Raw genomic sequence first — 20,935 nt, 5'->3', positions numbered from 1 at the left:
AAATAACGCCCGAGCCTCAGTGATCGAGGGCAGTCGCCACGCCGATACCACTATCGCGGCGAAAGACGAGCGCTCGCCAAGCCGGGTCTGATTCGCGACCGCGCCCTGACAACGATCCGATGATCAACAGCAGGAAGCCGAAAGGGACCGATATGATTGCGGGATTGTGCAACGGTATCAGAGGGTTCTCCAGTCCGACGATGCTCGTCGTGCGAGACCCAACAGAGTCGAGCGTTGCCTGCGCCGCAGCCTGCGCGGCAAGCGCTGCTACGCGTTGCCGGGAGACGTCGTCGCGGCGTATTCCACCGGAACCACCCGCCGCGTCCAGTTGCGCGAGGTGCGCATTCGCATCGGCCAGCGCCTTTGTAGCGTTCGCTCGCGTAGTCAGCGGATATTGCATGTTCGGCGAAACCAGGACGAACAAAATCGTCATCACTACGCCCCCAACCACGCCAAACGTCACGCCCCGCGTGTTGCAGCGCTTCCAGTAGAGCGTTGCAAGTAGCGCGGGGAGATTGGCCGACGCCGCGACAGCAAAAGCCAGCCCCACGAGGTGGGCGACATTCTGCCCCTTGGCGAGCAGGGCCGCGCTCGTTGCGATTATCGCGACCAAGATCGACGCGACTTTTGCAGCTACCACTTGCTCCCGGTCCGAAGCAACGCCGCCCTTGATTGCACCTACATACACGTCGTGAGCCAGCGATGAAGCCGCGGCGAGTGTCAGCCCTGCGACCACGGCTACGATGGTTGCGAAAGCGATCGCTGCGACAACACCAACCAGTACGTTGCCCCAGACGGACATGCTTCCGCCTCCGAGATGCTGCGCAAGCAGTAAGGCGGCGAGGTTGCCCCCCTTGTCGGCAGCCGCTATCTTCGCCGGGCCGACGTAGTAGGCGGCGGCGAAGCCGATGACGATGATCAAAAGATGGCAGCCGCCGATCCACAACATGCCCCAAAGTACCGAGCGCCGGGCCGTCTGGGCGTTCTTCACCGAGAAGAAACGCATCATGATGTGCGGCATCGCGGCGGTCCCCAATACAAGCGCGAGCCCCAGCGACAACAGTTCGATCGGATCCTTCAGATACAGCCCTGGCTCGAAAAACGATTGCGTGATCAGCGCCTTGGTGTCAACGGGAGACGATTGAATCGTGAGTAACCATTCGCGCAAACCGGGGCGATGAGCCACCGCCTCTAGCAACGTGGTGACGTTGAAACCGAATGGTGCGAGCGCGAGTATGGCCAACAAGCCGCACATGCTCAACAGCAAGAATGCCTTGATAATCTGCACCCACGTAGTGGCTCGCATTCCGCCAAACGTGACATAGACAAGCATCAACGCACCCACCACGAGCACAGACATCTCGTACGGAACGCCGAGTAATGCGTAGAGCAACACTGCACCGCCAACGATCTGCGGCACCATGTATGAGACCGCGACGATAACACTGGAAAGCGCTGCGAGTGATTTCGAAACGCGAAAGTCATGACGATACGCAAGTACGTCGCCGAAAGTGAAGCGTCCCAAATTCCGGCATGGCTCGGCGACGAGCATGAGAACAGGGATGAATGCAGCGAAAAAGCCCACCAGATAGAGGATACCGTCGAAGCCGTACAGTCCGATCAGGCCAGACACGCCGAGGAAGGCCGCTGCCGACAGGTAGTCCCCAGCGATCGCGAGCCCGTTCTTTCCCTCGGATATTCCACCGCCCGCCGTATAGAAGTCACTAGCGCTACGGCCACGCCTGGCGTTCAGCCAGGTGACAACCAAGGTCAGCGCAATGACGGCCGCAAATGAAGCGAACGCATTGGGACGCGCGGATTCGGGCACCATTCCGGCAGCGTTTGCAAGGTTCGGAAAACACAAGGTGATCGTGGTAGCGGCGAGCGGCAGTGCGATGCTGTCGAGCCACCGCTTGCCAGAGGCTCCGTATCCGATGTATTTCATTTCACTGCTCCTAACGACAGTCCCTTTGCAACGACAGCAATCCGGGCATCGATGACTCGCATGCGGCGAGCGTAATAAACAGCCACCAAAGCACCGAAAAGGTACTGTGACAACGCAAAGACGATCCCGGCATTAATCACACCAAACACCGGCGTGACGAGCACGGAACGAAACCAACCCGCACAAACGAGCAGAACCAGGTAATAAGCAAAAAACAATGCCGTAAGCCCCAGCCTCAAGCGATTCTTGTCCGCTACGCATATAGCAAATGAATCTGCGTTTGAACTGGACCATTCTCCGGACATATGAATAGCATCCGGCGGACGTGTAGCGTTGCGCATCCTTCTCTCCATTTGACACATATCCAAAACGTTTGTACTGGTACAATGATATTTATGTACCACTCAATGTATGCCCGCGATTTGGATTGGTCAATGGGAAAAATATTGGGATTTACCCGCCGCCCGGGCATCCTAGGCGTATCCGGCGAGTAGGACACGCCTGGCCGCTTCGTAAGCGGTCATAGCGCGTACACCCTCTCGCGGAAAGCAGACTCGATCAGCTACCACCTCGCTACGCCAGCAGTGCGCCGCGGCCCACCGGATTCAATGGTAGACAGCGGGCGACGCGACCAGCAACGGTTACGAAGCGCGGTCGCGCTCAAGGGAAACGTCAGACCGTCGCTCGCCGCGCTGCTTTGTACGCTGCACCGCTGGCCAGACGTTTTTCGGTAATGGAACGCGCCCGCTCGGTCACCTTTTCCAGCACCGCCGCCGGTGCGGACGCTGGAGACCCCGCCTGGAACGGCGGCTTCGGGTCATAGGCCATGTAGAGTTGCAGCTCCTGCGCAACCGCCTCTCCCCTTAGCTTCGAAACGACGATTAGCGAACCGTCAATTCCCGAAGTCACACCACCAGCACTAATGAATGTCCCATCAATGACAACACGCTCTTCGCTGGGTATCGCGCCGAAGTACGGCAGCACATTCAACGCAGTCCAGTGTGTTGTCGCGCGTCGGCCTTCGAGCAGACCCGCCGCACCGCACAGCAACGCCCCCGTGCACACCGAGTAGACGTAACGGGCGTGTAGCGCCTGCTGGCGAATAAACCCAAGCACTTCCTCATCCTGCATCAACGCCTCCTGACCGTATCCGCCAGGTACGAGCAAAACATCGAGTTGAGGCGCATCCTCGAACGTCGTATCGGCCAGCAGACGCATGCCCGCCATATCGCGGACCGGCTCTTTATCTTTCCACAGCGTCATGAACGACGAATTGGGTGTCCGTACCAGCGCTTCAAACGGGCCTGTGAAATCGCATTGATCCATATCCGGGAAAATGATCCCGCCAATCTTCAGATGTTGATCCAAGGGAACGCTCACCTCACCTCTCCTTTGTACTAGTACAAACAATTTACGTATAGGTACAAAATATACGGCAAGGAAAAGCCTGTCAAGCGTGACAAAGGCGAGTGCAACAAACTTGCTGGTCTCGATTGAGTTTTGCACTCGCATTTCAATGCGATGTGCTTGTCGAATAAAAATTTGTGGTGTAGGGTCGCGCTGTTCGTTCAGTCTGCGCAACGGCATCATCATTCGCGACGACGCCGAGCCTTGGGAACGCTCAGGCAAAAGGACCGTGCTGAAGAATCGGAAGGGCAGCGGTGCATTGTACCCACCGAACGGAAGCCCTATCTTTCGTCAGACATCTGCAGGTGCAGGCGAAACTACTCTCTCATCTCTACAAACCAGCGCAACAGCATGTCGTAGGAGATCTGCTCCTTCACCTTTCTCCCCCCCTGCTCGGATGACGACTGCGAACGGTATCTCAACGGCCCGTTAAGCGGTGCAACGCCGTGTACCTTGGGGGAAGGGGCACTACCCGAGGCACGTGGCAATTCGGAATTTTTACTATGACTTTGAACAAAAAATTCGGCTTATTGGTGTTGGTGGTGTGGGTCGGGCTGATGCTGATCGGAGCTTTCGGTGCGTGGCATGCGCGTGTTTCGATGATGGCTGGGCGGCGGCAGCAATTGACCATGCTTGTGCAGGAAGCGATGGGCATTGCCAAGCGCTACCATGAACTCTCGCGCCAAGGAAAGCTGAGCGAGTCCGAATCGAAGGAGAAGGCTCTGGCTGACCTCGCCTCGCTTCGCTACGGGGAGGACGGATATCTGTTCATATCCGATTCGCAACCGATCGTATTGTTGCAGCCGATAAAGCCAGAGCTGGTCGGGAAAAATATGTCCGAATTCGTGGATGCCAGCGGTAAGCGCATTTTTCCGGCATTCGTCAAAGCGGGGGACCACGACGGCGGTGGATTTACCGAATACCTTTGGCCGAAGCCGGGGAGCGCCGCGCCCGTCGAGAAGGTCAGCTACACGCTGCGTTTCGAGCCTTGGGGGTGGTACGTTTCGACAGGGATGTACGTGGACGATCTGCAGCGTGAGTTCTACAAAGATCTCATGCATTGGGGCCTGGCCACGCTATTACTGGGCGGGGCCACGTCCATTGCAATGGTGATCGTGCTGCGCAGCGTGAAGTTCGATCTGGGCGGCAACCTTGAAGTTGCGCTCGACGCGACGCAAAGAATGGCGTCCGGCAATCTCGCGAACGATGTACCTGTGTCGCGCGAAGACAAACATAGCCTGCTGCGCGCGCTGCAAACGATGCAATCCGGCCTGATTGAGACGATCTCCCGCGTGCGCACCGGCGCGGAGAACGTCAACGTCGGCGCGAACGAAATCGCCACGGGCAACACCGATCTGTCGCAACGCACGGAAAAACAGGCGGCCGCGCTCCTGCAGACCGCATCGAGCATGCAGGAGATGACCGCGAATGTACGCCGTAGTGCCGAGAGCGCACAGCAAGCCGCGCACCTCGCGGGGCAGGCGGCGGGCGTCGCGACGCGCGGCAATGAAGTGGTGGAGGATGTGGCACGCACGATGAGCGAAATCATCGCGAGTTCACGGCAGATTGGCGAGATCACCGGCTTGATCGACAGTATCGCGTTCCAGACCAACATCCTCGCGCTGAACGCGGCAGTAGAAGCAGCACGCGCGGGCGAGCAAGGCCGTGGCTTCGCGGTCGTCGCCTCCGAAGTGCGCAGCCTCGCGCAACGCTCCGCGACTGCGGCGAGGGAAATCAAGACTCTGATCGAAGCGTCCACGCATACCGTCGAGCAAGGGGCATCGCTCGTGACGAACGCAGGCTCGACGATGACCGAGATCGTGCAGGCCGTTCGGCGTGTCAACGTGATCCTCGAGGAGATCAGCCACGCGGCGCGCGATCAGAGCTCAGGCATCGAGCAGGTTAATCGCGCAGTGCGCGAGATAGATCAAATGACGCAGCAGAACGCGGCGCTCGTCGAGCAGGCCGCGGCGGCAGCCCATTCACTGAAGGATCAAGCAAGCGTGCTGCGCGACGCAATTTCGGCCTTCGCGCTGCCGGGCTGAGTGCAACCCCACCTTTCGTACAACCGTTTGTTTGGCTTTAATGGACCCGCCGCCAACCGGTCTCGCAAGACACTTGAATGGGAGACACCTTCCGGATTTGCTGTTCGGTGACTCATACCGCGTGTGGCGTACTTTCATCGTACGCATGAAGTCATCGAGCTACAGCCGACCACGTCGCCGGCGCCTTTGAACTTTCATAGGGAAGATATCGAGGCAGACATTCAGGTCGGCGACGGAAAATGGCGGATCTCCGCACAGGAACTGAAAGAGCTGCTCGCTGAGCGCGATGCTGCTCGTGTGTTGCGAGAAGAACAGGGGGCCTTACGCGGCGCCCTACGGCTTGTGACAGCCGAACGCGATCTCGCCGAGGAACGACTCCGTGCCTGCCGTCGCGAGTTGTTCGGCGCAAAGAGCGAGGCACGAGATTCAGATCAACCTGGCCTATTCAACGAAGCCGAGGTGCTCCGCGCGAGCAGCGCGCCCGCGCAGGAAGGCACGCCAGAATCGCCAGTCACCGCGCACACGCGCAAGCGGCGCGGTAACCGCAAGCCACTCGATCCTGACCTGCCGCGCGAGCTCGTGCGCCACGAACTGCCCGAAGCCGAACGCTTCTGTGCTGACGATGGTCATGCGCTCGTCGAGATCGGCGCAAAGATCAGCGAGCAGATCGATGTGGTCTCGGAACAGCTTCGCGTACTCCAGCACCAGCGCGTCAAATATGCCTATCCACACTGCGATCTGGGCATCAAGCTCACGCCTGCGCCGCCGCGTATCATCCCGCGTGTGCCGTTCGTGGTCTCTGCGCCCATCGTTGCAGTTGCGACCTGGATTCGGCCCGGCATGACAGAAACTCCCGTTTTCAAGGAACTGAAAAACACCAGGCGCCTGTCGGACTCGCCACTTCGGGACGCGCTGTCGAGCAAATCGTCGTGGAAAGCCATTCTTAATATTTGGAGCGCAGGGCGGCACGTCGGACTCAACGTGGCAGCAAGGCAGGGAAGTGAAGGTGCGATCGAGTAGGCGACGCCCGCAAGCTGAGTGCCGGTCAGGTTCACCAGCGAAAGGCTGATCAAAGGCAGGAAGCCGCCGAACACAAGGCAGCAAATCGACGACGAACACCGATCCGCTCTGCGCTTGGCTCACGCACCCGTGCGGTAAGCCGGCTCATAAGCCAGCATAGGGCCGGCCGCCACCTTCGCCAGGCGTGGCGGCTCCGCACGGGCGAGCATCACGCGATCATGTGCACCGTCGCGCAAATTGAATACGCTGACCGCGTCGACGAGCGCACTGGCCTGCTCGCGCATTGATTCGGCGGCCGCCGCCGCTTCCTCCACGAGGGCCGCGTTCTGCTGCGTGACCTGGTCCATCTGTGTGAGCGCCAGGTTGATCTGTTCGATACCCGTCGCTTGCTCTTCGCTCGCGTTCATAATTTCGCCCATGATCAACGTCACCCGTTTAACGCTCTCGAGCACGTCGTTCATTGTCTCACCCGCTTCGTCGACGAGGCGGTTGCCCACTTCGACTTGCTCGACCGAGCCGCCGATCAGCGCCTTGATTTCCTTGGCCGCCGTGGCCGAGCGCTGCGCGAGAGAGCGCACTTCAGATGCCACCACCGCGAACCCGCGGCCTTGCTCGCCGGCGCGTGCAGCCTCAACGGCCGCATTGAGCGCAAGGATGTTCGTTTGGAAAGCGATGCTGTCGATGACTGCGATGATCTCGACGATCTTTTGCGAGGCCTGATTGATCGCCCCCATCGTCTGCACCACCTCCGAAACGACGTCGCCGGCCCGCTGCGAAACGTGCGAGGCCGTTGCAGCCAGTTCGTTCGCTTGACGCGCGTGCTCGGAGTTAAGCTTGACCGTTGCCGTGAGTTCTTCCATCGACGCCGCAGTCTGCTCTAGCGAAGCCGCCTGCTCCTCGGTACGCGACGACAAATCGAGGTTGCCGTTCGCGATCTGCCCCGCGGCCGACGCGATCGCCCCCGTGCTGACACGAACTTGACCGACGATGCGTACAAGGCTTTCGCACATCGTCCCCATCGAATACATGAGGCTCGTAGTGTCGCCGTGCTTCACGATTACGCGGGTCGTCAGATCGCCCGTTGCAACGCGTTCGGCGGCATCGGCGGCATCGGTAGGCTCGCCGCCGAGCTGCCGGACGATGCTGCGCGTAATCAACCAAGCCGAAACGATGCTGATGAGCAGCGCCGCCATTGCCAGACCGACGATAGCGATGCGGCTCGACGCGTACGATGCCTTCGCATCGGCGGTCAGTTCATCGTTTTGCTTGCGCTCCAGTGCGCGCAGTTGGCGCACATAGCCCCACCATTGGGCTTGAATCGGCCGCAATTCGAAACGAAGCACATGATAGGCTTCGTCGCGCTGGCCGGCCGAGGCGAGCGTTTTCGCCTTCAGCATGAGCGGCAATGCCAAATCGTCCTGCCGCGCGATTTGTTGGAGCAGCCACGTCTCCTGCGCAGTCGTGCCCGGCAGCATGAACATCTTGGCGAGCTTGTCGCTCGTTTCTCTGTAGACCGCCGTTTCCGAGTCGAAGCGCTGCGTTTCGGTTTGCACCTGGTCTTGCTGATCCGCTTGCAACAGAATCATATTGCGCAAGGCAAGCGCCCGATTGGAAATGCTTTCATCCAGCCGATTGGCCAAGCCTGCTTCGACGGCATTTACATCGGTGACATCGACCATCGACGATTCGAGCTGCGATAGGCGCACGAGCGAGAAAGCCGTCACGAGCACGAGCAGGACAGAAACCAGCGAAAAGCCAATTCCAAGCCGGGTCGCCACCTTCATACGGGTAAAGTTCATCTCTACTGCACCTCTGAAAAGAAGACATCGCTGGCCGTCCATCGACGCCCGCAGAATGCGACGAAGCGCAATTCAATCCGGGACACGCCGCAGGCTGGCCGTGAGCGCACGGTAGCCGCCGCGCGCCGATAGAATCAACCCGGCGCCCACCAACGCAGCCGGAATGGTCACGATGGCGATAGCACGTCCGACGGCGGCCTCATTGTCAAAAATGTGCTGTGTCACCAAAGCGATAGCGGTTGGGCCAACGCCCGGTCCCAGCAAATTGATAGTCAACATGAATATCGCCATGGCCTGCCCGCGCATCCAGTCGGGAACGACGTCCTGCATAGCAGTAATCCCCTGACCGATCGCAACGCTTGAAAAGAAATTTGCCCCGGCCAGTGCAACGATTCCAAGGTTTCCGTGTTCCGTAAAAACGGCGAACAGCACCGAAGGTGTCCAGCACAATGCGGCGCCCGCTGCGAGAATCAGGCGCGCATCGGCGCGCCCTTTGTTGCCCCATTTATCGCCGACTACACCACCCGTGAGGACACCTAGCGTGCCGCCGATCGTGACCGCCAGACCGTAAGCAATAGCGGCATGTGTCGCTGTCCAGTGATGCACTCGAATGAAAAAAGCGGGCATCCAGGAACCCATTCCGTAAGCCGCGAGCGCAATCATCGCGAATCCTGCGATCTGGCAAGTCATGACACGCCGGTGGTTCTTGAAGTGGCGAATGGTTTCGATAAACGGAGGCGCTTTCGACGCCTTCACATGGCGGCGCGGCTCTCTGACTGTCGCCAACAGCCCGGCAATGACGAATCCGGGCAGGCCAACGAAAACGAAAGCGGCCTGCCAAGTGCGGATGGTGCCGAAGAAAGGCAGCGTGACGTTTTCGGCATTCCTCATCAATCCCAGAACGATGCCGCCTATGACGATGGACGCGCCGATGCCGAGGAAAATCGAGGTGTTGTAAACGCCCAGCGCGGTTCCCCGGCGTCGCTCTCGAAACGAGTCGCATAGCATGGACACCGAGGCCGGAGCGAGCGCGGCCTCCCCGATACCCACAACAACCCTGGCGGCAAAAAGCTCGGCGAAGCTCCCTGCGAACCCGCAAGCCACAGTCGCAGCACTCCACCATAAGATGCCGACAATGATCATGTCGCGCCGGTTCGCAACATCCGCGTAGCGACCGAGCGGTATCCCCAGCAACGAATATGAAATCACGAATGCAAAGCCATGAAGAACGCTGATCTGCGTATCGCTGATATTCAGATCAGCGCGCACCGGCTGCACCAAGAGGCTGAGGATCTGCCTGTCGACATACGACAGAATGCCGGCAATGATCAGCATCGCCAACAGGTAGGACGCCTGTCCCGCCGATGGATATCCCTCGGCACCGGAGACTTCTGTTTCCAACGTCTGCTTATAGGCCTGCACGTGTGTCCTCCTTATTTCTTTCTGCCGCCCATCGCACCAGAAAAGACATCTTGTATGCGTAGGAGGCCACCACGTCGACGAACGCGACGCGGCTTGGGCAGCACCCTTCTCTCGCGCTCTTCGTGCAAGTCAATCATGCAGGCCCGCATCCAGGCCGTCTTGACCTGACTTCCGGGATCGGTTGACCCAAACGCGGTATATGACGCGCACCGCGTCGCTGTCCGGCTAGAACTGGTGTCTCACGCCGACCGACAGACCGAGTTGCGTGGTACCCGCGGCCGAGGGCAGCCCGTTTACTCCCTGCAACTGGGCACCGACCGTGCCACCGCGGTATTGCGAATAGTCGGCTTCTATATAGGTATCGGTCCGCTTCGAAAGGCTATAGTCCGCAAGCAATTGAAACTGCGTGGCATTGCCGTCCCCGGCGGCGATCTTTCCGGTCTGGATCGTGCGCCACATGTTGGCTGACACGCGTGTGAACTGACCCACCCGCTGCGTCACTCCACCGAAGAACAACTGGCGTGCACTGAAAGCGCTGAACCCAAGCGCAACGAACTGAGCTCGCGAAAACGGGCCGTTCGGAAAATTTCCTACGAACTTGGGATCCTGCCGGTTCACTGCCCAGCCTACGCTGACGGTGGTCCCGCCCAACGTGTACGAGCCTCCAGCTGTCCATGATTTGAAATGCGCTGACGTGTCGACTGCATCTCGTGCGTCGAGGTAAGCAGCGCCCAGACGGAATGGCAGTGCAGGCGAATAGACGATCGATGCGCCGATCTGACTGCCGGCGCCAAACGTCCCCGCCGTTCCGCCGAATGCGTAGGAGACCTCCACGGCAACATCTCGCCACTGCGCCGAATACTTCGCCATGTTGCTGGTCCATGCCCCTTCGGCCATGCCCACCTCGGGACGAAACAGATAGAACGTCGGAAGCCACGCGTTCGTCACGTACGTTCGAACCACGGCAGCGGCGAGCGGATTGAACTGACGGCCCATAGTCAGCGTCCCGAAGCTCGGCGTCTTCACGCCGACGAAAGCCGTGTTGAAGAACGGATATGCCGAATCGGTGGTGCCGGAGTTCAGGAAAAACCTGTCCTCGAGTTGGAAAATGACTGCCGTGCCGCCACCGATGTCCTCGCTCCCCCTCAGCCCGAAATGGCTCTCGCTTGCGCCACCGTTGGCAAGCTGCACGCGATTACCGTTTCCGCCATAAGCATGAGTGGTATAACGCAGTCCCGTATCGACAAGACCGTATAGCGTTTCTGACGACTGAGCATTGGCGGCCATGGAATGGAGCACGGTTGAGGCCGCCAAGACCGTCCAGCCGGTGTTGAATACCACCCCGCGATGCATACCGCGCCAGGGGCAGCGCCGTCCGGCTTGGATGGCGCCGCTTTGCTGATATCCGACCGCCTGCGCCGCGGCATCGCGTGTCTTTCTCTTCACCTTCAAATTCGTCTCCAATATTTATGATTTCGCCTGTCGTTTTTTTAAAACTGCTCTCGACCGCGCGACTGCGGATCACGAAAGCCCATGCGTGCGGCCAACGTGTCGCTTGCCCGAATGTTTCGGCGGGAGGGATTCGGTTGAACGATCGCGAGCGTTCAACCGTCAGTGTCGAAAGGTTTCAGCGATCTGTCTTGACTCTCTTGGACAAATCGATTGACAGATTCGGTTTACTTGCGCCACCAACTCGTGCTGCGCACAGTCATGTCGACGGCCGCCCACGCCCATGTTTCATGTACATGACGGGCGTACCGAAGGAGGCACGGCCTCGAAGGTTGGCTAGGGACGTACTTGCGCGGGCACAGGGCGATGCCAGCCACACGCGTTATGCTCGCCTTGCGATGCGCCACTGGCGGGGGCTGAGGCCGACGATATGACGAAACATTGTCGCGAAGTGGTTCGGTTGGTCGAAGCCGCAGCGTAACCCCACCTCTATGACGGGTAGATCCGTGTTCTCCAGAAGGTCCCGCGCCCGCTCGATTCGCAGATCGCGCAGGTAGCCGTGCGGCGACTTGCCCGTGGCCTCCTTGAACGATCGCGTGAATTGCCTCCGACTAAGCCCGGAGAGCTCTGCGAGCATCGGCAATGGCAGCCGCTCCTCCAGGTGCGCAGCCATGTAGTCGAGCACGCGCTGAACCCGGGTCACGCTTACCGGCAACGATGCAATGGCGTGCTGTGCTGACGCAACCGAGTGGTTCCGCAGCAGATGGATGGTGAGTGAGCGTGTCAGCGCGTCCAGCATCAGCGACGCACCCGCTGTTGAATCCCGAGCTGCATCGAGAATCAGTCGACCAAGACGGTCGACAACGGGGTCGGCCACGGCAAGCCTGGGCACGAGAACTGCTTGACTAGCATCGAGATCCAGCTCGATTGCCGTTTGACGGACAAGATTCGTGGACAGGTGAACGAGCAGAACCTCAGGACGCCCCTTCAGCACGCGCGCCCCAGTCTCGCCCGCCGGGGTGAGGCTCATGTGACCGCTTCCTGCCCATTTTCGCTCCCATCGCCCACGGATTTGACTGTCCTCGATCAGAACGTTGCCTGCGAGGTTGACCACCAAAAGATTGTCGCGCAATGGCGGTGCGCAGATGCGTGCGGGCGGATGCCGGTAGTGCTGAATCACAGCGTGCTTTCGGCTTTCTGTCCCGACGGATAACAACGGATGGCTCGGCAGTAACTGCGCCAGTTGAGAAGGTGAAATCATGCTCACAGTTCCGGAAGACACTTCATACCCGCACATCGAGGACCGTGGATGCTTCTTGAGTGTGCATTCAGCAAGCCACGTTCGTCATTTGTCAAACGAACATGTACTCCGGTCTAAGTGCATGACGCTACATCGTTCGGTTGCACATGTAAATGCGCCCCCCTTCGCGCCGCATGGTCGAAGCCTGACGCGCCGCAGTCAGCAACCGCTGTCGCGCGTGGCCCGAAATCGAAGATTGCGGTCAATTTTCGGAAGAACTTCGCGCCATCTCATCGAATAATCGCTCAACGCGCCGGGGAATGGTCGCTCAAGCGGTCCAATGGCCGCCGTGCCACACGTGAGACAACCCAGCCACAGAGGAGACAGAATGACAATCGATCGAGAAGCTCTCAGGAATCTCATCGAGACAGAAGAAAAGCTCAGAACTCTCAACTTCGGAACGTTTGGCAGGCTGAAGGAACGTCCTCTCGACCAGATGAGCGACGATGAGAAAGAGGCCTATCGTCTCGTCAAGGAAGCCCGTGGCATGGTACCCGGTCCCTACAAGATATGGCTGCAGAATCGCGAGCTGATGGAAGTCATGCTGCCAATGGGCGTTCACTATCAACGTGGGGCCACCCTGTCCAAAGCCGAGATCGAGATTGCGGTCAACCTGACCAACGGCAAGTTAGCCGCCTCTTATTCCAGTTACGAGCATGAATGGATAGCGGAGCATCTCGGTGGCCTGCCCTCCGAAAAGGTTCAGGCATTAATTGCGGGCCTACCCACTTCATTCGAAGACCCTCGCCAACAGATCGTCTACGAAATCACCTCGACTCTACTGCAGCCCAGAATCGTCCCGGCCGGTCTTTTTCAACGAGCCGTCGACGTACTAGGCCACGCGGGCCTGACTGATCTCATCGCCTTCATCGGGTATTTCACCACCGTCTCGCTGACGCTGCGGGCTTACGACGTTCCTGCCAATGCGGTCGGGATCGATCGCTGAGAACTGGGCTGCCATTCCGTCGAGCAACCCGCTAACCGAGGTAACACATGAGCATCCGTACATCTTTCGATTTAGTCGAAGTCGCTTCATTTCCGCCGAACTTTTTTCTTGAAAACTTCGCTATCCGCAGCGACGGCTCGCTTCTCGTGTCCGTGCTGTCACACAAGCAGCTCTGGTACGTCCCGCCCTACAGAGGAACACGCGTCGAGCCCTCCCCTCTGTATACGTTCGACGTCATGCCGATGGGCATCGTGGAACCGGAGCCAGACGTTTTCTACGTAGCAGTGGGCCACGTAGGGCGTGCTCGTATGTGCCGTTTCGATCTGCGCGGCTGGTCGCCGGGTAAACCCGTCACACCCCACGTCGTCGTCGAACTGGAAAAAGGCGTTGGCATGGTGAATGGCAGTTGCCTCGTGGGACCGAGGACGATTCTGGTGGCCGACTGCTTCGCGAGCAAAATTTGGCGCATCGACCTCGACGCCAGCGGGATGTCCGCAACTGCCCGCGAATGGCTCCGACACGAAAGCATGGCGCACGACCCGCAGGGACCCATGCCGGATCAACCGGGTGTAAACGGCGTCCGTTACGCCGCGACCACTCACTACGTTTACTACACGTCGACAGCCCAGCAACTCTTCATGCGCGTTGCCGTGAACCCGCATACGCTGGATCCGGCGGGCGAACCCGAACTCGTTGCACGTGGAATGATGGGGGACGATTTCTGCATCGACGAAGAGGGCGAAGTCGCGTACGTCACCACGCACCGCGAAAACACGATCGATCGAATATCGCTAACGCCAGAGAACAATGCAGGTCCCAGGAACAGCGTGATAGGAGTTCCAGTCGTCGATCTGATGATCGGACCCACAGCGGCCGCGTGGGGACGGAATCCGGCAGAGCACGACCGTTTTGTGTACATCACCACTGACGGTGGCATCAAAGCACCCATGCCGGATGGGCTACGCCCGGCGAAAGTGCTGCGCGTGGCGCTTTAAACCAATACGACTGCTGACGCCAGGCGTTGGCGACAGCATTACCCCGTCGACGCATTCCAGCCTCCGTATGCCGTTCGCCCTGCGATCGGCATACCGCGCGAGTCCTCGCGTGTCGTCAATCAACGTTCAAGCAAAATTCACATGGGTAAAGCATCAGGCAACCGCACTCTGGCCGAATCACTTAAGTCCTACGGTGTCGACCACTTCTTCAACGTGCCGATGATCATTCCACCAGGAATCAAGGAATTGACCGCAATCGGCGTGAAGTCAATCGTCGCACATTCGGAAAAAGCCGCCGCCTATATGGCGGACGGGTATGCCCGTGAAAGCGGGCGCGTTGGGGTCTGTGCGTCACAGGCAATCGGAGCAGCGAATCTCGCGGCCGGCCTGGTCGATGCACTGATGGCAAAATCGCCAGTACTAGCGATCACGGGAGGCGGCACACCCGACACACGTGAACGCAACTTTTATCAGGAGTTCGATCAACGCTCGATCTATGCAGGCGTCTCCAAATTCAGCGCGCGCGTCGAAAAGGCACAACGGCTACCGGACCTGCTCGGGCAGGCTTTCCGGGTAGCAACGACCGGCTCTCCCGGCCCCGTGCATCTCGAACTCGGAGGGTTCTGGGGCGCTTCGCTAACGGAAGAGATCGAGAATCCGATGCGGCCCGAGCCACGTTACGGCTCATCCCCCCCGATTCGCCCTGCTGCGCCTGTAGACGATGTTCGAATCGCCGCCGCCGCGTTGCGCCAATCCGAACGCCCCGTCATCGTGTGCGGATCCGGCATCCGGGCGTCGCGGGCACAGTCTGCGCTGCTGGATTTTGCGCGTCGTGCCAAGGTCCCCGTCGCCACCTCGCTGGATGCCAAGGCTGTCATGCCCGAAAGTGATCCTCTTTCCATCGGCGTGGTCGGCGACTACTCCCGCGATACAGCGAACATGGCGGTATCCGAGGCAGATTTCGTCCTCTTCGTCGGCTCCACCACGGGTAGCATGGTGACCCGGCAATGGTCGGTCCCGTTGCCCGGGGTACCTGCGGTACAAATCGATATCGACCCGCGTGAGTTAGGGCGAAACTACCCGCTAATCGTAGGCTTGCTCGGGGACCCGGCAACGGTCATCCAGCAACTCGATGCAGAACTGGCCGAGCCAGTCGGCAAGCCGGAATGGCTACAACGCATCGTGGCGCTGCGCGAAAAATGGACGCAGCTCGCAGCTCAATATGAGCATTCGACTGCATCGCCAATTCGGCCCGAGCGTCTTTGCAAGATGTTGTCCGACGCACTTCCCGAGGGCACATTGCTGGCTGTGGACACAGGCCACTCCGCTGGCTGGGCCGCCAGAAACATCTATCTAAACCGGCCCGGCCAGTCATTGATTCGCGCAGCGGGCTCATTAGGTTGGTCGTATCCGGCTTCACTAGGTGCTAAATGCGCCAATCCGAGCCGGCCGGTGGTTTGTTTTACAGGTGACGGCGCCTTTTACTACCATCTCGCCGAAATGGAAACCGCCGCCCGCTACGGAATCAATACTGTCACGGTGGTGAATAACAACGACGGTTTCAATCAGGAAAGGCCCCTATGGGACGAATCACCCGCCTTGGAAAAGAACTGGAAGTTTGGCCGCGTCGACTTCGCCGCAGTCGCTGAGAATTTCGGCGTCAAAGCCTATCGCGTGGAGCGAGCTTCGGAATTCACTAGTGCTTTTAACGCCGCATTGGCTGCGCAACGTCCGGCGTTGATAGATGTTCGCACGGATCCATCGGCTCTCGTTCCCATTCCGTGGACAAAGCCATGAATCGCCGAACGCCTATCTGACCCATCGCGTTGTCCACGCACTCCTATAGGGTATCCAGCGAGCCGCTGTCCGCATTCATCTCGGGACCTGATGCAAGCGCCTCGGCTGGATGCCAGTACTGATAGCAAAGGTCCGGTGAGCGGAATGGAATGTCAACGGACATCTGAATTTCGGCGGGTGAAATGACAGCAACAAGCCTCGCTAAGGCGCAAAGCGTTAGGCCGCCATTCTTGCCTCGCGGACAGACGGTCACGCGGGGCGGTTCGTGGTCAGCGCGGGTGAATCGCTCGATCCAGCCAAGCATCAGCGGATGGCGTCTGCGATTGTTGACGGACTATGCCGAGGAGCAAGGACTAAGTGCGGTCGACCTACTCCGGGCCTGCGACGTCGATTTCGAGTTTCTCAACAATCCAGACACGCGGGTTCCCATAGACGACTTCGTCAAGCTATGCGAGTTTGTCGGTGATTACACCGACGTGCCGAATCTTGGCTTGCAACTCGGCGCACGTATGCGGCACCAGTACCTCGGCCCGTATGGCTTTGTCCTCTTGAGTTGCAGCACGACCCGTGAATTGTTGCAGCAATCTGTGCGCTTCAGCGCACTGTCCAACAACACGGGACGTGTGTCGGTCGAAGATCGCGGTGAACTTTGCGTGATGCATTGGAAAGGCTACCTGGCGTCCGGCACGCATACTGCAACATTTCTGGATGAGCTGATCCTTGCATCGTGGACAACGATGCGACGACGATTCGGTTGCGGCAATGGCGCGCCCCCCAAATGGGTGTCGTTTCGACACGCTGCGCCCTCTAATCCAAAGATCTATAGCAGGCTGTTCCGCTGCGAAGTGCGATTCGGCGCCGAAGAAGTGGCGTTGGCGTTCAGCAGCAGCGATCTCGACGAAAAGCTGCCACACGGTAATCCGCAGGTGCTTGCCGTCATGACATCGCTATGCCAGCGCCTTCTCGGTCAACTCGGCGACCCACTCGATCCAACGTGGTTGAGCGAATGCCGGCGCGTCGTCATTGATGAGCTCCAAGACGGAAACCCGGCCATCGAAAACGTATCCAGGATACTCGGCGTATCGCCAACTGTATTGCGCCAGAAGTTTCGCCAACATGCTCTGAGCTTTCGGACATTCACGGACGCATTACGCCGCGATCTGGCGCTGAGCTATCTCGACGACTCGACGTTACATCTGACGGATGTCGCGGATCTGCTAGGTTTTTCCGAGCAAAGCGCCTTTCAACGCGCGTTCAAGCGCTGGACTGGCAAGACACCGGGGGAACACCGGCGAAGTATCTGATGGGCGTCGCCGCTTATCGGAAGATTTACTCAAATCCTCCTCAATTCAAAAAATAATTTATGAATTTGGCCAACCTTCCCATCGCACGCAAGCTATATCTTTCCTTCGCAGCGGTCATAGCGACCTTTGTCGTCCTTGGAGCGGTATTTTTCTCATTATTCTCTTCGGTTGCCGTCGCGAACAAATGGGATGCCCATACTTATCAGGTTATCAATGAAACGCGGGCACTGACCGAAAGTCTCGTCAACATGGAAACCGGCTTGCGAGGATTCGCCATTGTCGGGGAAGAAACCATGCTTGATCCATATCTGCAGGGCGCGACTGCATTCAGGCAACACCTCGCTGGAGCCGAATCGCTGACGCGCGACAACGCGCAACAGCAGGAGCGACTTCGTCGGTTGGAAAATCAGGAAGCGAACTGGGTATCCACGTTCGCCGAGAATTTGCTTGCGCAACGGAAGTCGGTCAGTTCAGGGAACCTGACGATGGACGCATTTATCTCTTCGTTCAAGGAACACACAGGCAAGGCCGACATGGACGCAATGCGGGCAACGATTGGGGAGATTCAGAGTAGTGAGGCGGCGCTTCTGGCGGTTCGTGCCGCCGAGGTCACATCGCTCCAGACGAAAACTCAGATCGCGCTGATCGCCGGTACTTCCATTGGTGCCGCGCTCGCCCTGTTCCTGGCAACGTGGATCACGCGCCTCGTGGCCCCTCCCTTGCACGAGGCGGTGGAGCTAGCCGAAGCTATCGCAGAAGGCGACTTGACACGTACCATCACCTCAGCGACCAGGGACGAAATAGGAACTTTGCTACGGGCGCTGTCCAACATGCAGGACAAACTGATTTCAGTCGTCAAAGGCATCCAGACCTCCAGTGAATCTATCTCGGTCGCAGCAGGCGAAATCGCGCAAGGCAACGCGGACCTATCACAACGCACTGAAGAGCAAGCGGCATCGTTGGAAGAGACGGCCACCAGCATGGAAGAGCTGACAAGCACAGTCCGTCATAACTCAGATAATGCCAGGCAGGCAACCACGGTGGCCGGCTCGGCATCGGAAATTGCCTGGCGCGGTGGCGAAGTGGTGGGACGTGTGGTCGCGACAATGCACGGAATCTCGGCCAGTTCAGCCAAGATGGCCGAGATCATCGGCGTGATTGAGGGTATCGCCTTCCAGACCAATATTCTCGCGCTTAACGCCGCGGTCGAGGCGGCCCGTGCAGGGGAACAGGGTCGGGGTTTTGCCGTCGTGGCTGGGGAGGTCCGCGCGCTCGCGCAACGCAGTGCGAGTGCGGCCAAGGAAATTAAAGACCTGATTAGCGAGTCGGTAAATCGGGTGGACGCTGGCTCGAAACTCGTGGAAGAAGCGGGCAACACGATTACCGAGATCGTCGAGTCGGTGAAGCGCGTGACCGACATCGTGGGCGAAATCTCGTCGGCATCGGAAGAGCAGAGTACCGGCATCGAGCAAGTCAATACGGCTGTGAGTCAGATGGACCTGGTGACGCAGCAAAACGCAGCGTTGGTCGAACAAGCTGCGGCCGCTACGCAGTCAATGGCCAAGCAAACCGACGAGCTCCGTCAGGCCGTGGCTATCTTCAAAATCGCCAGCATGGTGCCGTCCGCGTCACCGCTGGTCGCGCCGCGGGGTCGGTCGCGCCTCCCGGCGCCGGCAACTCGCTCGCCCGCTCACGCCAAGTCGATACCGATCCAGACGACCGAAGTCATGACCGCGGACAGGGCTGGTGAGGTTGCGGCGCATGTCGGCAAGGCCGACTGGCACACATTCTGAAAGGTTTTGAAATTGCACAATACTGACCAAACGCTGAACCAGATGGCCCAGTTGATGACCGCCAACACAAAGAGCATGAGCTTGCTTGGTGCACAGGTGATGGTTTTGGGAAAATTTTTGGATTCTGCCCTGCCACAGCTGACCACGTTGCAGCGCCGCACTGTCGCGCGGTCGTTTAGACAAGGGATCGAAGACGCCATGTCATGTATGGACGATGTCGCGTTGCCAGCCGAATATCACTCGATACTGCTAGCCTTCACAAACGGCATCCTCGCCGCACTGGACCAGGAATATGGCAAGCGAGGATAACCTTCGAATCGGCATTCGCGTTAGCGTGAAATGTGCGTTCGGTTTGGCTGGAATACGCAGGCAGCGTCGTGACGCACGACATCGGTCGTCGGACATCTTCCGGGATGGCGAATTGGCCACGGGCAAATTGATCAGCGCGAGCTACGTGGAAAGAGTGCTGCTCACCGGAATCGTGAGCAGACTCGTTCGAAAAGGCGTCATCGAGCAAATTCCTGACGACGTCGAGCAGTGCCAAAAGCGGCTTCGAATCGCCGCGACCGGATTGAAGCGCCGGGAACAACTGCCTGATCCGATCGCGCTCCTTCAATCGGCCGCATTTGATATTGTCGACGAGTCCGAGCTCGCCTTGGTCGTCGAGGTATTCCAAGCCGCAACGGACCGTTTCAATAACCACCATTTATTCCTGGAACCCAAAAAATGACAGTCTTGATCACTGGCGGAACCGGCCTCGTGGGCTCCCGCCTCCTGAGACGGCTCGTGGACTGTGGCATTACTTGTCGGGCGCTTGTACGCAACGATAAGCAGTTCCCGCCTGGAGTGACGGCTGTAAAAGGCGACATCCTCGATCCAGCTTCGCTCGTCAAAGCCGTGGAAGGCGTGTCTGCGATCGTGCATTTAGCCGCCGTGTTACGCACGCCGGACCCGGATCAGATCTGGTCGGTCAATCGAGACGGAACGCGTAATCTGATCGCGGCAGTGAAGCAATATGCTGCGGACGCGCGCTTTATCATGGCCAGTACCGGCCTTGTCTACAACATGGACGGCGCCAAACCTGGGCGCGAGGACGATGAGGTCGCTCCGACGCTACCGTACCCGGCCAGTAAGGTAGCAGCGGAGGGCGCGCTACAAAATAGCGGCCTCAATTGGTCAGTCCTGCGGTTCGGCTTCGTCTATGGCGATCAAGACGGTCATTTGGAGACAGTTCCCAAACTTGCGGCGATGTTCCAGTGGCATCCGGCGATGAGATTGAGCATGCTCCATCACGCCGATATCATGACTTTCGTCAAGCTCGCCCTGGCCGGTGCGGCAGATAAGCGTATCGTCAACCTTGTCGATGATGCACCGATGTCGATCTACGAGGTCGCCAAGCTAGTAGGTATGCCAATCGAGTCCTCCGCAGAACCACTGCCGAACCCATGGTGGGGACAGCTCGACGGCTCATTTGCACGAAGCCTTGGATTCCAACCGCAGGTTGCAACGGTTCATCACGCAATGCGAGACGGGATGCTCTAAAGCACCTGTCCAGAGCTCCCTGTAGCCGAGCTTTTGATAGACGCTGTCAATGATCGCCGCTATGGAGCCAAACCGGGATCGGCGTATTGGAGCCACCTCAGGATCGGCGTAAAGGAGCCAGCGGATGATCGCCGTAATGGCGCCACTTCAGGATCGCCGTAAAGGCGCCAC

At 58.9% G+C, this 20,935-nt stretch carries 16 protein-coding genes and 1 pseudogene; 10 read left to right on the top strand and 7 right to left on the bottom strand.

Going from position 1 to position 20,935, the window contains the following annotated elements; translation table 11 throughout:
- Positions 1-16: 16 nt before the first annotated feature.
- From C0Z18_RS26850 to C0Z18_RS26840, 3 genes are all read right to left on the bottom strand, one after another.
- A complete protein-coding gene (locus C0Z18_RS26850; RefSeq protein ID WP_233217510.1) occupies positions 17-1,945 on the bottom strand; it encodes a solute symporter family protein in 1,929 nt (642 codons plus the stop codon).
- Positions 1,942-2,286, bottom strand: coding sequence for a DUF485 domain-containing protein (locus C0Z18_RS26845; RefSeq protein ID WP_158244302.1), 345 nt, complete (start codon positions 2,284-2,286; stop codon positions 1,942-1,944). Before C0Z18_RS26845 ends, C0Z18_RS26850 begins: the two co-directional genes overlap by 4 nt.
- A gap of 331 nt (positions 2,287-2,617) precedes the next feature.
- Positions 2,618-3,538: a DJ-1/PfpI family protein gene (locus C0Z18_RS26840; RefSeq protein WP_233217509.1), complete on the bottom strand. Its 921-nt coding sequence runs from the start codon at positions 3,536-3,538 to the stop codon at positions 2,618-2,620.
- A gap of 317 nt (positions 3,539-3,855) precedes the next feature.
- Here C0Z18_RS26840 and C0Z18_RS26835 point away from each other — a divergent pair, with 317 nt between their 5' ends.
- Together C0Z18_RS26835 and C0Z18_RS26830 are read left to right on the top strand one after the other, a co-directional pair.
- Entirely contained in the window at positions 3,856-5,397 is a 1,542-nt protein-coding gene (locus C0Z18_RS26835) for a methyl-accepting chemotaxis protein (protein WP_102648474.1), read from the top strand.
- A 270-nt stretch (positions 5,398-5,667) separates the two neighbouring features.
- Positions 5,668-6,184 (top strand): annotated as a pseudogene (locus tag C0Z18_RS26830) (IS66 family transposase); the annotation flags it as partial.
- A gap of 352 nt (positions 6,185-6,536) precedes the next feature.
- On the opposite strand, the gene C0Z18_RS26825 reads toward C0Z18_RS26830, so the two are convergent.
- The 4 genes from C0Z18_RS26825 to C0Z18_RS26810 form a co-directional block, all read right to left on the bottom strand.
- Positions 6,537-8,216: a methyl-accepting chemotaxis protein gene (locus tag C0Z18_RS26825; protein ID WP_102648473.1), complete on the bottom strand. Its 1,680-nt coding sequence runs from the start codon at positions 8,214-8,216 to the stop codon at positions 6,537-6,539.
- 72 nt (positions 8,217-8,288) lie between these two features.
- On the bottom strand, positions 8,289-9,638 hold the full coding sequence (locus C0Z18_RS26820; RefSeq protein WP_102648472.1) for a spinster family MFS transporter: 1,350 nt from the start codon (positions 9,636-9,638) through the stop codon (positions 8,289-8,291).
- A gap of 225 nt (positions 9,639-9,863) precedes the next feature.
- Positions 9,864-11,084 carry a porin gene (locus tag C0Z18_RS26815; RefSeq protein ID WP_233217508.1) on the bottom strand — a complete coding sequence of 407 codons (1,221 nt, stop codon included), beginning with the start codon at positions 11,082-11,084 and terminating at the stop codon, positions 9,864-9,866.
- Positions 11,085-11,469: 385 nt separating this feature from the next.
- Positions 11,470-12,348, bottom strand: a complete 879-nt coding sequence (locus tag C0Z18_RS26810; protein ID WP_158244301.1) for a helix-turn-helix domain-containing protein — start codon at positions 12,346-12,348, stop codon at positions 11,470-11,472.
- A gap of 367 nt (positions 12,349-12,715) precedes the next feature.
- On the opposite strand from C0Z18_RS26810, the gene C0Z18_RS26805 reads away from it, so the two are divergent.
- From C0Z18_RS26805 to C0Z18_RS26770, 8 genes are all read left to right on the top strand, one after another.
- A complete protein-coding gene (locus tag C0Z18_RS26805; RefSeq protein ID WP_199189562.1) occupies positions 12,716-13,333 on the top strand; it encodes a hypothetical protein in 618 nt (205 codons plus the stop codon).
- Positions 13,334-13,380: 47 nt separating this feature from the next.
- Positions 13,381-14,328, top strand: a complete 948-nt coding sequence (locus tag C0Z18_RS26800) for a hypothetical protein (RefSeq protein ID WP_102648470.1) — start codon at positions 13,381-13,383, stop codon at positions 14,326-14,328.
- Between the two features lie 141 nt (positions 14,329-14,469).
- Positions 14,470-16,125, top strand: coding sequence for a thiamine pyrophosphate-binding protein (locus tag C0Z18_RS26795; RefSeq protein ID WP_102648469.1), 1,656 nt, complete (start codon positions 14,470-14,472; stop codon positions 16,123-16,125).
- A gap of 323 nt (positions 16,126-16,448) precedes the next feature.
- The gene (locus C0Z18_RS26790) at positions 16,449-17,429 is read left to right on the top strand and encodes an AraC family transcriptional regulator (RefSeq protein ID WP_158244300.1); all 981 of its coding nucleotides are present in this window, start codon (positions 16,449-16,451) and stop codon (positions 17,427-17,429) included.
- 59 nt (positions 17,430-17,488) lie between these two features.
- Positions 17,489-19,222, top strand: a complete 1,734-nt coding sequence (locus C0Z18_RS26785) for a methyl-accepting chemotaxis protein (RefSeq protein WP_102648467.1) — start codon at positions 17,489-17,491, stop codon at positions 19,220-19,222.
- Positions 19,223-19,264: 42 nt separating this feature from the next.
- A complete protein-coding gene (locus tag C0Z18_RS26780; RefSeq protein ID WP_102648466.1) occupies positions 19,265-19,531 on the top strand; it encodes a hypothetical protein in 267 nt (88 codons plus the stop codon).
- Positions 19,515-19,952: a hypothetical protein gene (locus C0Z18_RS26775; protein WP_146014108.1), complete on the top strand. Its 438-nt coding sequence runs from the start codon at positions 19,515-19,517 to the stop codon at positions 19,950-19,952. The genes C0Z18_RS26780 and C0Z18_RS26775 overlap by 17 nt, the downstream gene beginning before the upstream one ends.
- Positions 19,949-20,764: an NAD-dependent epimerase/dehydratase family protein gene (locus C0Z18_RS26770; RefSeq protein WP_102648464.1), complete on the top strand. Its 816-nt coding sequence runs from the start codon at positions 19,949-19,951 to the stop codon at positions 20,762-20,764. The genes C0Z18_RS26775 and C0Z18_RS26770 overlap by 4 nt, the downstream gene beginning before the upstream one ends.
- The last annotated feature ends 171 nt before the right edge of the window (positions 20,765-20,935 follow it).

This window comes from Trinickia dabaoshanensis (assembly GCF_002879885.1).
Taxonomy (GTDB): domain Bacteria; phylum Pseudomonadota; class Gammaproteobacteria; order Burkholderiales; family Burkholderiaceae; genus Trinickia; species Trinickia dabaoshanensis.
The sequence above is the reverse complement of the archived record's forward strand: the minus strand, read 5'-3'. Positions and strand labels throughout refer to the sequence as shown.